The 11,488-nt window shown below is 63.9% G+C and carries 10 protein-coding genes; 1 reads left to right on the forward strand and 9 read right to left on the reverse strand.

The window, feature by feature from the left end; genetic code table 11:
• Nucleotides 1-205: 205 nt before the first annotated feature.
• The 9 genes from RMO23_RS17405 to RMO23_RS17445 form a co-directional block, all read right to left on the reverse strand.
• Complete coding sequence (locus tag RMO23_RS17405; RefSeq protein WP_309684027.1) at nucleotides 206-3,487, reverse strand: efflux RND transporter permease subunit; 3,282 nt, start codon at nucleotides 3,485-3,487, stop codon at nucleotides 206-208.
• Nucleotides 3,484-4,839: an efflux RND transporter periplasmic adaptor subunit gene (locus tag RMO23_RS17410; RefSeq protein WP_309684029.1), complete on the reverse strand. Its 1,356-nt coding sequence runs from the start codon at nucleotides 4,837-4,839 to the stop codon at nucleotides 3,484-3,486. Before RMO23_RS17410 ends, RMO23_RS17405 begins: the two co-directional genes overlap by 4 nt.
• 277 nt (nucleotides 4,840-5,116) lie before the next feature.
• Nucleotides 5,117-6,058, reverse strand: coding sequence for a ribokinase (locus tag RMO23_RS17415; RefSeq protein ID WP_309684030.1), 942 nt, complete (start codon nucleotides 6,056-6,058; stop codon nucleotides 5,117-5,119).
• Complete coding sequence (locus RMO23_RS17420) at nucleotides 6,059-7,357, reverse strand: TRAP transporter large permease (protein ID WP_309684031.1); 1,299 nt, start codon at nucleotides 7,355-7,357, stop codon at nucleotides 6,059-6,061.
• Nucleotides 7,354-7,833, reverse strand: coding sequence for a TRAP transporter small permease (locus tag RMO23_RS17425; RefSeq protein ID WP_309684032.1), 480 nt, complete (start codon nucleotides 7,831-7,833; stop codon nucleotides 7,354-7,356). The genes RMO23_RS17420 and RMO23_RS17425 overlap by 4 nt, the downstream gene beginning before the upstream one ends.
• A gap of 20 nt (nucleotides 7,834-7,853) precedes the next feature.
• The gene (locus RMO23_RS17430) at nucleotides 7,854-8,870 is read right to left on the reverse strand and encodes a sialic acid TRAP transporter substrate-binding protein SiaP (protein WP_309684033.1); all 1,017 of its coding nucleotides are present in this window, start codon (nucleotides 8,868-8,870) and stop codon (nucleotides 7,854-7,856) included.
• Nucleotides 8,871-8,929: 59 nt separating this feature from the next.
• Nucleotides 8,930-9,883 carry a dihydrodipicolinate synthase family protein gene (locus tag RMO23_RS17435; RefSeq protein ID WP_309684035.1) on the reverse strand — a complete coding sequence of 318 codons (954 nt, stop codon included), beginning with the start codon at nucleotides 9,881-9,883 and terminating at the stop codon, nucleotides 8,930-8,932.
• Entirely contained in the window at nucleotides 9,880-10,587 is a 708-nt protein-coding gene (locus tag RMO23_RS17440; RefSeq protein ID WP_309684037.1) for a GntR family transcriptional regulator, read from the reverse strand. The genes RMO23_RS17435 and RMO23_RS17440 overlap by 4 nt, the downstream gene beginning before the upstream one ends.
• Before the next feature lie 7 nt (nucleotides 10,588-10,594).
• Entirely contained in the window at nucleotides 10,595-11,053 is a 459-nt protein-coding gene (locus RMO23_RS17445; RefSeq protein ID WP_309684038.1) for an RbsD/FucU domain-containing protein, read from the reverse strand.
• 126 nt (nucleotides 11,054-11,179) lie between these two features.
• Between RMO23_RS17445 and RMO23_RS17450 the strand changes: the two genes are divergently transcribed.
• Nucleotides 11,180-11,488: aldo/keto reductase (locus RMO23_RS17450; protein WP_309684040.1), on the forward strand; the 309-nt coding region annotated here is incomplete at its 3' end.

Below are 11,488 nucleotides of genomic sequence, written 5' to 3' on the forward strand. Positions count from 1 at the left end.
TGAGCCGCAGGCGAGTTTGCACGAGACCCCGGCTGGACTGAGCACCGCAGGGTGCCCGTAGCGCAGCGAAGGGTCGCAGACAGCAGGGTCGCCTTTCTTTTCGTTAGGTTTCTTTGGCGAAGCAAAGAAAAGTAACTCGCCTGCCGGGGCGACTCCCGGCCTCCGCCCTGCAAGCCAACACCGCGACAAAAACGACAAGGAAAGCTCACACCGAAACCTCACCAATCCGCTTCCGCCCAAACCTCCGCCCCATCCGGTCAAACGCCAGATAAATCACCGGCGTCGTAAACAGCGTCAACATCTGGCTCACAATCAGCCCGCCAAAAATACTCAGGCCCAGCGGCCGCCGCAGTTCGGCCCCTTCACCCCAGCCCAGCATCAGCGGCACCGCCGCAAACAGCGCCGCCAGCGTGGTCATGAGAATCGGCCGAAAGCGCAGCAGCGCTGCCTGGTGAATCGCTTCCTGTGCGGTCTTGCCCTGGGTGCGCTCGGCATCAATCGCAAAGTCGATCATCATGATGGCGTTCTTTTTCACAATGCCAATCAGCAAAATAATGCCGATGATGCCGATCACGCCCAGGTCGGAGCCGCTGATGATCAGCGCCAGCAGCGCGCCGACGCCGGCCGAGGGCAGGGTGGAAAGAATCGTCAGCGGGTGGATGTAGCTTTCGTACAGCACGCCCAGCACGATGTAGACGCAGACCACGGCCGCCAGAATCAGCCAGAGCTGGCTCGACAGCGACGCCTGGTAGGCGCCGGCGGCGCCCAGAAAGGTCAGCGTCACGCTGGCGGGCAGGGCAATGTCCTTGGCGGCCTGTTTGATGTCATCGACCGTCTGGCCGAGTGACACGCCGGGCGCGGTGTCAAAGCCCAGGGTCGTGGCCGGGTACTGGGCGACGTGGGTGATCTGCAGCGGTGCTGGCCGCTCGGTGATGCTGGCCAGGGCCGACAGCGGCGTGGTGATGCCCGAGCTGGTCTTGAGCTGCAAATTGCCCAGCGCGGCCGGCGTGGCCAGCGGGTCGGGCAGGGCCTCCAGAATCACGCGGTACTGGTTGGTTTCTGTGAAGATGGTGGAGACGATGCGCTGGCCAAAGGCGCTATAGAGCGCGTCGTCAATCGACGAGGTGGTGACGCCCAGGCGCGAGGCGGTGTCGCGGTCCACCGTGATGTAGGCGGCGCTGCCGCTGGAGCCCGCGTCAGACGCCACATTGCGCACGCTGGCCAGTGTCTGCATGCGCTCGGCCAGCTTGCCGGCCCATTGCACCACCACGGCGTTGTCCACCCCTTCCAGCGACAGGCGAAACTGGGTGGGGCCGGTTTCGGCGTCGATGGTCAGGTCCTGCGTCGGCTGCAGATACAGCGTGACGCCGGCCACCTGGGCCACACGTTTTTTCAGCCGGTCCATGGTGTCCTGCTGGCTGCCGCTGCGCTGGCTTTTCAGGTTGATCAGCATGCGCCCGGTGTGCAACATGGTGTTGTTGGCCGCATCGACGCCGATGAAGGAACTCAGCGTGTCTACATCCGGATCTTCCAGAATCGCCCTGGCCGCGGCCTGCTGCAGCTCGGCCATGCGGGCATACGACACCGACTGCGCGGTTTCAACGCGGGCCTGCAACTGGCCGGTGTCCTGCGTCGGAAACAGGCCCTTGGGAATCACCAGATAGAGCAGCACCGTCAGCAGCAGCGTGGCCAGCGCCACCAGCAGGGTCGCGCCCTGGCGCCTGAGCACCCAGCTGAGCCAGCGGTCATAGCGCGCAATCACGCGATCCTGAAACGCCTGCAGGCGGGCACCGGTCCGGTCCATGATCCCTTTAGGTGTTGGCGGAGCGGATGCGGCCGCCAGCGCCGGGCCACCCCAAGCCAGGCCAGCCCCTTCTTCCGAGTCAAGGGGCAGCGCACCGCCGTAGGCTCGCGAAGCGGGGAGCGTGGGGGCTTTTTTCTTCAACCAGCGTGCCGACATCATGGGCACCAGGGTCAGCGACACCACGGCAGAAATCAGAATCGTGATGGCCAGCGTGATGGCGAATTCCCTGAACAGCCGCCCCACCACATCGCCCATGAAGAGCAGCGGAATCAGCACCGCAATCAGCGACACGGTCAGCGAAATGATGGTGAAACCGATCTGCCTGGCGCCCTTGAAGGCGGCCGCCATCGGCTCCTCGCCCTCCTCGATGTAGCGCGAGATGTTCTCGATCATCACAATCGCATCGTCCACCACAAAACCGGTGGCAATGGTCAGCGCCATCAGGCTGAGGTTGTTCAGGCTGTAGCCCAGCAGGTACATCGCGCCGCAGGTGCCAATCAATGAAATCGGCACCGCCAGGCTGGCGATCACGGTGGCGCGCAGGCTGTGCAAAAACGCAAAGATCACCAGCACCACCAGCAGCACGGCCAGCAGCAGTTCAATCTCCACATGCAGCACCGAGGCGCGTATGCCGGTGGTGCGGTCACTCAGCACATCGACCTTCAACGCCGTGGGCAGGCCGGCCTGCAGCTCGGGCAGGCGCGCCTTGATGGCATCGACCGTGGCAATCACATTGGCACCGGGCTGGCGCTGCACATTCAAAATGATCGCCGGTTTTAACTGCCGACGGGCCGCCCCTAGGCAGTTGTCCCCCTCGGGGGGAGGACGCGAAGCGGTCAGGGGGGGGCAATCTCCACCAGACCAGGCGCCTAGCTTGACGTTCTCCGCGCTGTCCACCACTTGCGCCACGTCGGCCACGCGCACGGCCGCGCCATTGCGGTAGGCGACGATGAGGTTTTTGTAGTCGGTGGCGGCCAGCAGCTGGTCGTTGGAATTAATGGTGTAGGAGCGGGTCGGCCCGTCAATGCTGCCCTTGGCGGCGTTGGCGTTGGCCGCGCTGATGGCGGTGCGCAAGGTGTCCAGGCCCAGCCCGTAAGAGGCCAGGGCGCGCGTGTCGGCCTGAATCCGCACCGCGGGCCGCTGGCCGCCGCTCAGCGTCACCAGGCCGACACCGCCCACCTGGCTGATCTTCAGCGCGAGCCGGGTGTTGACGATGTTCTGCACCTCGGTCAGCGGCAAGGTATCGGAGGTGATGGCCAGCGTCAGCACCGGCGCATCGGCCGGATTCACCTTGGCATAGACCGGCGGCGCGGGCAAATCGGCCGGCAGCAGCGAGCCCCCGGCATTGATGGCGGCCTGCACCTCCTGCTCGGCCACGTCGAGGGTCAGGCCCAGGCCAAATTGCAGCGTGACGATGGAAACCCCGGCGGCGCTGGTGGAACTCATGCGCGACAGGCCGGACATCTGGCCAAACTGGCGCTCCAGCGGCGCGGTGACGGTCTGCGCCATCACCTCGGGGCTGGCGCCGGGGTACAGCGTCTGCACCTGAATCGTCGGGTAATCGACCTGCGGCAGCGCCGACAGTGGCAAAAACCGGAAGCCCACCACGCCCGCCAGCACGATGGCCAGCATCAGCAGCGAGGTCGCTACCGGGCGCAGGATGAACGGGCTTGAAGGGCTCATGAGCCAGCCGCTTGCGAGGTCGCAGCAAGGGGGGCGGAGGCGGCCGGGCGCTGGCGCCGGGCGCCGCCCTGGCGGTTGCCGCCGCCTGCCCCTGCGCCCGCCGCTGCCGGCTGGTCGCCCGGCAACACCACGCGCGCGCCGTCCTTGAGCCGGTCCGCGCCTTCGGTGATGACGCGTTCGCCGGCCTGCAGGCCCGAGGTCAGCACAATCTTGTCGACCGTGGCTTGCCCGCGCTGCACCGGGCGCAGCGACACCGTGCGCTCGGTGCCATTGACCACATAGACATAGTCACCCGTGCTGCCGTTGCGCAGGGCCGTCACCGGCACCACCACCGCGTTGTCAATGGTCTTAACGGTCAGCCGCACATTGACAAACTGGCTCGGAAACAGCGTGAGCTGGCTGTTGGCAAAGCGCGCCTTGGCCTTGACGGTGCCGGTTGTGGTGTCGACCTGGTTGTCGAGCGAGGCGAACACGCCGCTGTCGAGCACGCTGGAGCGGGTCCGGTCCAGCGCGGTGACTTTCATCACGCCGCCAGCGGCCACCGTTTGTTGCAGCTCAGCGGCGCGGTCCTGCGGAATCGAAAACACCACATCAATGGGCGTGACCTGGGTGATCAGTGCAATGCCATTGGCGTCGCTGCTGCTGACCACATTGCCCACGTCCACCGTGCGCAGGCCGACCCGGCCGCTGACCGGTGCCACGACGCGGGTGTAGCCGAGGTTCAGGCGCGCCGTGCCCTCGGCCGCCTTGTCAATCGTGACCGTGCCTTCGAGCTGCTTGACCAGCGCGGCCTGGGTGTCGACTTCCTGGCGGGCAATCGAGTCCTGCTCCAGCAGGGTTTTAAAGCGCTGCAGGGTGACGCGGGCGCTGTCGAGCTGCGCTTCATCGCGCTGGCGCTGGCCGCTGGCCTGCATCAGCGCCATTTCAAACTGGCGCGGGTCTATCGTGGCCATCAGTTCGCCAGCGCGCAGCATCTGGCCTTCCTTGAACAGCACTTTGAGCAGCACGCCATTGACCTGGGGCCGCACCTTGACGCTGGCCTGCGGCGTGACAGTGCCCAGGGCTTCCAGCAGCACCGGGATGCTGGTGCGCTCGGCCGTGGCGACACCCACCGTGGTGGCGGGCGCGCCGCGCCGGCCTGCCGGGGGAGCGCCTGGCCCGCCCGGTGCACCCGGTGCGGTGGCGGTGCTGCCGGCCTCGGGCGTGGTGTGCGTCAGTCGCCAGGCCAGCCAGCCGGTGCCCGCCAGGGCCAGCACCGCGATCAATCCGCCAATGAGGGAGGCGCGGCGGCTTAAATGTTTGCGGGGGAGGGTGTCGCTGCCAGCGGGCGGCGTGTCGGCGTGTTGGTCCATCGGCTGTCCTTGTTGCCCGCCACGATAACGCGGCTATCGCGGCATGTTGTGCCTGCTCGCAATAATTATCACTGCAACATTCCGGGGGCTGATTTACGGCTCGAAAGAGGCGGGTAAATGTGAGGTAAAGAGGCTACCCGCCCCGGAGTCAATTTGTGGGGAAGCGCGGGCGATCAGGCGAGGGCTTGATTGCTATTGTTTTTATAGCTGATTGCGCCTGTGCTCATTGGGTTGAAGCTTGATTTGATGATGTATCTGAAGAAAACTGCGTATCGAATCAGTTCAGCAAGGCGGCAACTTCCGCACGCGCCGGAATACCGTCAATCGCGCCGTGCCGGGTCACTGAAAGCGCTGCTGCGGCATTGGCCCATTCCATGGCCATGGCCAGCGCTTCGCCACGGGCCAGCGCCGCCGCCAGCGCGCCGGTGAAGGTGTCACCCGCGCCTATGGTGTCGCGCACCGGCATGCTGCGGCCCGCCAGCGCGACCGGATGTTGCCCCGCTTGGTACAGCCGGCAACCGGTCGCCCCCAGCGTGACCAGCACCGCGCCAACGCCCAGTGTCAGCAAATGCTGGGCCGCGTCATCGACAGAGCCCGAATGCGCTGGCCCTGCGAGCTGGTACAACTCGTTTTCATTCGGTGTCAGCACGTCCACCAGCGCCAGCAAGGCGTCGGGCAGCGCGCGCGCAGGGGCCGGATTCAACAGGGTGACGGTTCTGGCATTACGCGCCAGTTGAAAGGCCTGCAGCGTGGCCTCAATCGGCACTTCGCACGAGGCCATGACCACGCGGCAGTTGACCAGCAGGGGGGCAGCGGCCAGCACCTGCGTTGCACCCAGGCCGGCACCGGCACCGGGGTACACCGCAATGCTGTTGTCGCCATCGTCAAACACCAGAATCTGGGCGACCCCGCTGCGCTCCCCGGTGGCCTGCTCGACGTGCCCCGTGGCAATGCCTTCTGACTGCCACAGCGCCATGCCCATGCGCCCGAAGTCGTCGTCGCCAATGCGTGCGATCAGCGCCACGCGCGCGCCTTGCCTGGCCGCTGCGACAGCGGCATTGCTGCCCTTGCCGCCGGGACTGATGCTGAAAGCGCTGGCCATCAGTGTCTCGCCGCGGGCCATGGGCCGCGAAACCCTGGAGATCAGGTCGGCGTTCCAGCTGGCCACGCAGACCACTTCGGCGTGTTCTCCTGAGGCAGCCGTTTCAGGGCGGCTCATTTACTTGGCTCCGTAACCCATGGTCTGCGGCAGCCATAGCACGATTTGCGGAAACACCGTCATGGCCAGCAGCAAGAGCAGCAGCATGACCAGGAAGGGCCAGCCTTCCTTCATCATTTCGCCAATCGGGATGCCGGTCAGTGCCTTGGTCACGAACAGCAGCATGCCAAACGGCGGGTGAATCAGGCCAATCATCATGTTGAGCACCACCAGCACGCCAAAGTGCACCAGGTCCACGCCCAGCAGCTTGGCGGCCGGCAGCAGCATGGGCACAAACACCAGCAGCAGCACCGATACATCCAGAAAGCAGCCCAGCACCAGAAACATCACGTTGACCAGCAGCAAAAACTTGATCTGCGAGAGGTGCATGGAGTCGACCCACATCGCCATGGCCTGCGGCACGCCTTCGGCGGTGAAGGCGTAGTTGAGCATGAAAGAGCCGGCCAGGATCATGGTGATCACGGCGCTGCCGCGGGTCGACTCCAGCACCACGCCCCAGAAGGTACGCCAGGTGAGAGCCCGATAGACCACGGCGGCCAGAACCAGCGCATGAAAAGCGGCCACCGCGGCGGCTTCCGTGGGCGTGAAAACCCCGGAGTAAATGCCCCCCAGCAACACAATGGGCATGGACAGCGGCAGGGCACCGCGAAAGATGATGGCCGGCCATTCGTTCAGCGGGATTTTGTCCTCACGCGGCATGTTGCGTTTGACGGCAATGAAATGCACCACCACCATCATCAGTGTCGCCATCAAAAAGCCCGGCACCACACCGCCCAGAAACAGCGCGCCGACCGAGGCCCCCGACACCAGCGCGTAAATCACCATCGGGATCGACGGCGGAATGATGGGACCCAGCGTGGCGCTGGCCACGACCACGGCACCCGCAAAGCCGCGCGTGTATTCCGGTTTTTTAAGCATCTGGCGAATGGTGACCAGGCCTGGTCCGGCGGCGTCCGCAATGGCGCTGCCGCTCATGCCCGAAAACACCACGCTGACCAGAATATCCACCTGGGCCAGGCCACCGCGCACGCGGCCAACCAAAATGCGGCAGAAGTCAAAAATGCGCTCGCTGACCGTGCCGGCATTCATGATGTTGGCGGCAAACACGAACAGCGGCACCGCCAGCAGCACGTAGCTGTTGTACAAACCGTTGCCCACCTGCTCGGCCACCAGGCCCAGGTCCTGCCGCTTGACCATCAGGTAGGCGATGCCCGAGGCCAGCATCGAAAAGCCGATGGGCATGCGCAGCAGCATGCAGGCCACCATGATGAGAACTAAAACCAGGATTCCGGATGTCATATGCGCAGCTCCGCTTCAAGACCCACACCCTGAATCGCGTTCCAGATGGCCCACGCAGAGCGAACAACCAGTGCCACGAGCAGCAGCACAAAAGGTAAAAAGACCCACATGAAGGAAAGGCCCAGCACAGGGGTTCCTTCACGCGCCATGAAATGCACGTAATCCCAGCTGGCCGGAATGCCGCACAGCGCCAGCCCGCCTATCAGCAGGTTGCCGACAATCTGCATCACTTGCCGGGCGCGCCGGCTGACGCTGTTCCAGACCAGGTCAAACACCACATGCTCACGCTCGGGCACGACAAAAGCCGCCGCCCACAGAATGGCCCAGACATACAGAATCACGGCGGCTTCGTCGGTCCACGCCATCGGCTTGTTGAACCCGAAGCGTGCCGTGACCTGAATCACAAACACGATGAACAGGGTCAGGAACAGTCCGCCGCCGATCGCATTGGCAGCTTTTTTAGGCCAGGTTTTCATGGGGATGAGGCGTGCCGGATTTACTTGGTGGCGTTGATGCGCTCAACCAGGCCTTTGGGCCAGACCTTGGCGTAGTCGGAGTTCTGGTAGGTGGTCTGCACCGACTTGCGGAAGGCATCCACGTCCGGCGTGGTGACCTGCAAGCCCTGCTGCTTGAAGAAGTCAACCAGCTGCGCTTCTTCCTTGAGGCGGTTCTCGTTGTTGTAGCTTGACGCAGCCTCGGCGGCCGCCTTGACCTTTTGCTTTTGCGCGGGACTCATGGCGTTCCAGGCCTTGTTGGAGATCGCAATGAAGATGCCGTCCACCAGATGGCTGGTCAGCACGATCTGTTTGGTGACTTCATAGAATTTGGCGGCGCGTATGGAGGGCAGGGGATTGTCCTGGCCGTCAATGGTGCCGGTTTTCAGGCCCAGGTACACCTCGCCAAAAGCCAGCGGGGTGGCGGTGGCCCCCAGCGCTTCGCCGAGGAACAGCCATTCCTTGGAGCCCGGCATGCGCAGTTTGATGCCCTTCAAGTCGGCGGGTGTCTTGACGTTGCGTGCTTCGCGCAGGTTGACCTGCCGGGTGCCGAGGTAGACGGTGGACAGCGGCGTGACTTCCATTTTCTCGGCCACCGTCTTGAACATCTCGGCGCCTATGGGGCCATTGAACACCTTTTGCTGGTGGTCCGGGTCGCGCACGATGTAGCCTGCGGTGAAGATCGAGAACTCGGGCACCAGCTTGGCAATGTCAAAGGCGGAGATCGAGGACAGCTCCAGGTTGCCACGGGCCATGGCGGCCGGCTCGGTGCCCTGTTTGAACAGCGAGGCGTTGAGGTTGATCTGCACGTCGAACTCGCCGGGCGCGCTTTTCTCCAGCGTGTCCTTGAACACCGTCCACATCTTGGCATGCCAGTCATCGGGCACGGCCGGGGTCGATACGCGCAGCAGTACCTTGTTTTGCGCCTGGGCGGCGGGTAAAAGGGCGCCCATCAGCATCATGGCGGAAGCGGTGGCCAGCAGGCCGCGGCGAACCTGGGAAGTCAGGGAAGTTTTCATGGTTGTCTCCTTCTTGGTCATCAATGGGTTGGCTAACAGTCGAACACGGGGGCGGGTTTCTAATCGGACTTTGAATCAATCCCGAAGGCGCTGATGGTTGTCTTGACGGCCTTGAATTGCTCGGGCGTCAGCGCCACCAGCGGCGCACGCACGCGCAGCCAAGCCTCATCGCCCGTGAGCATGGCCATGATGCCCTTGAGCGCAGGCATCAGCGAATAGCCTTCCAGCAGGCCCAGCAATTGGATGATGCGCTCGCGCTCGGCCGGTGTGGCGGGCGCATCGGGCTCAGTCACCAGCCGGTTGACCACGCGCGGCATGAAATTGGCCAGGCCGCTGATGGCGCCCGTGCTGCCGCGCCGGCCCAGTTCCGGCAGATCGGGCTCAAAGCCGACATAGACCGTCATGTTCAGCGTCAGGTCTTTCATGAAAGCCTCGGCCAGGCCCACCGAATGAGCCGTGGTGCAGGCACTGTCCTTGATGCCCAGAATGGTTTGGGGGTACAGCTTCTTGAGCGTGGCAATCACATGGTGCGACAAGGGCACACCGGTGACTTGCGGGATGTGGTACAGGTAGAGCTTGAGTTTGGGCAGGTCGCTGCCCATGCCGTCAATCACATAGCGGTAGCTGTCAATAATGCCCTGATCCGACACGCCCTTGAGGAAAAACGGCGGCAGCATCAGGCAGCCGTGCACGCCGGCATTCACCGCATGGCGCGTCAGTTCCAGCGTCTCGGGCAGGGCCGCGCAACTGGTGGACACCATGATCTGGCTTGCAGGAACGCCGTTGTGAATCAGCTGGTCAATCGCTTCCTTGCGCTCGGCCATGGAAAACGAAGGCCCTTCACCGGTGGTGCCAAAGGGCGTCACGCCGGGGCAACCGCGGGCGATCAGCGATTTGCAATGGGCTGCAAATTTTGCGTGGTCAATGCTCAGGTCGGCATCGAGCGGTGTCAGCAGGGCCGGCCAGATGCCGCGAAATGCAGCAGGGGCGGCGGAATTTTGGGGTTCGGTCATACAGGGTTCTCCAAAGACCACGGCATGTCGGGCCGCGGCAGTCCAAGTACGCGACGGTGCGCACTTTCAATGTGGTGACTCAGGCGTTCGACCACGGCTTGCGGGTCGCGTCGCTTGAGGGCGTCGATAAACCAGAGGTGCTCTTCCATCGCCGGAATCAGCACGTCGGCAGACAGCGTTGAGCCTTCGAGTTTGATGAGGCGTACGCGCAGGCTGTTGATGCGGTAAACCTCGGAAATCAGCTCGTTGCCCAGTGCGTCGATCATCTGGTCGTGCAGGCCCCAGTCCACCGTGGTGGCGTCCTTGAGCAGCGTGTGGTCAATGGCTGTGCTGCGTGCGCGCCGCACGATGTCCAGGTGCGCCTGCTCGATCGCTGCCAGGTCGTGGTCGGACACCGTGGTGACAAAACGGCTGGCGGCTTCGCGCTCCAGCAGCCGGCGCAGCTGGAAGGCGTTGTTGATCAGTTTCAAATCGACATGCGCGACCTGCAGGCCGCGCTGCGGCACGGTTTTGAGCAAACCCTCGGCCTCCAGCCGTGGAATCAGCTCGCGCACCGCGCCCAGCGGCATGCCCAGCAGCTGCATCAGCTCGCGCTGCGAGACAAACTGGCCGGGGCGAATGTTGGCATCCACAATCTGCTGCTGAAAGCTTTCGTAGGCTTGCGCACGCAGGCTGGTGGGGGCGTGGTGGGTGGCGATATTCATTTCTCCGTCATTCCCCGGCGCTCGGCCCATCGCTGGCAATGACGCCTTTGCGCAGCAAAATGTTGCCGTATTTGCGCTGCTCGCCGGTGCGCAAAATCACAAAAGCGGCCTCTGCACGCTGGTAAAAATCAAAACGCTCCAGCGTGACGGCGGGTTTCTCGCTGGCCTGCTGCAGGGCCGCGGCAAACTCGGCAACCGGCTCCGGAACGGCGGTTGCGTTGCCCACCACCTGCATGGTCCAGGCGGCGTCGGGCACAAAATCATCGAGCGGCAGCAGCTGCAAAACGGCCTTCAAGACTTGCGGCGCTGTTGCGCCGGCCAGTTGCACCAGGCGGGCACCGCCACCTTGTGCCACACGGGCCGCGGGAAAATTGGCATCCACAATCGCCACCTCGTCGCCATGCCCCATGCTGGCCAGCGCATGCAGGGCATCGGGGGTCAGCAGTGGCGGGATGTTTTTCAGCATGAAAAGACCTGAGCGTGTCGCCTGATGGAAGCCATTCAGTTTTTGGGGAACCCCGGGATTTCCCCGTGGTGATGACTGACATGTTAGTTGTAGCATGACTAAACTTTTATTGGGATTTACCCTGAAATGACATCTTTCTTTCCTCCTTGTGCTGGCAGCCGGCTGCGGCTGGGTCTGGGCGGCGCGCCGCTCGGCAACCTGTTTGCGGCCGTCAGCGACGACGAGGCCAGAGCGCTGGTCAACGCCGCCTGGGCCAGCGGTTGCCGCATGTTTGATACCGCGCCGCATTACGGCCACGGCCTGTCGGAGCGGCGGCTGGGCGATGCGCTGCGCCGACACCCGCGTGATGACTTTGTGCTGTCGAGCAAGGTAGGGCGCCTGTTGCGGCCCGATGCCGCGGCACCGCGCGCCCAGCATGGCTATGTGGATATCCTG

Source organism: Polaromonas sp. (genome assembly GCF_031411155.1).
Taxonomy (GTDB): domain Bacteria; phylum Pseudomonadota; class Gammaproteobacteria; order Burkholderiales; family Burkholderiaceae_C; genus Polaromonas.

What these genes read in the sequence shown, in the direction of transcription:
- RMO23_RS17410 (WP_309684029.1), bottom strand. Translation starts at nt 4,839, where the DNA reads ATGGACCAACACGCCGACACGCCGCCCGCTGGCAGCGACACCCTCCCC.
- RMO23_RS17405 (WP_309684027.1), bottom strand. Translation starts at nt 3,487, where the DNA reads ATGAGCCCTTCAAGCCCGTTCATCCTGCGCCCGGTAGCGACCTCGCTG.
- RMO23_RS17425 (WP_309684032.1), bottom strand. Translation starts at nt 7,833, where the DNA reads ATGAAAACCTGGCCTAAAAAAGCTGCCAATGCGATCGGCGGCGGACTG.
- RMO23_RS17440 (WP_309684037.1), bottom strand. Translation starts at nt 10,587, where the DNA reads ATGAATATCGCCACCCACCACGCCCCCACCAGCCTGCGTGCGCAAGCC.
- RMO23_RS17420 (WP_309684031.1), bottom strand. Translation starts at nt 7,357, where the DNA reads ATGACATCCGGAATCCTGGTTTTAGTTCTCATCATGGTGGCCTGCATG.
- RMO23_RS17435 (WP_309684035.1), bottom strand. Translation starts at nt 9,883, where the DNA reads ATGACCGAACCCCAAAATTCCGCCGCCCCTGCTGCATTTCGCGGCATC.
- RMO23_RS17430 (WP_309684033.1), bottom strand. Translation starts at nt 8,870, where the DNA reads ATGAAAACTTCCCTGACTTCCCAGGTTCGCCGCGGCCTGCTGGCCACC.
- RMO23_RS17445 (WP_309684038.1), bottom strand. Translation starts at nt 11,053, where the DNA reads ATGCTGAAAAACATCCCGCCACTGCTGACCCCCGATGCCCTGCATGCG.
- RMO23_RS17415 (WP_309684030.1), bottom strand. Translation starts at nt 6,058, where the DNA reads ATGAGCCGCCCTGAAACGGCTGCCTCAGGAGAACACGCCGAAGTGGTC.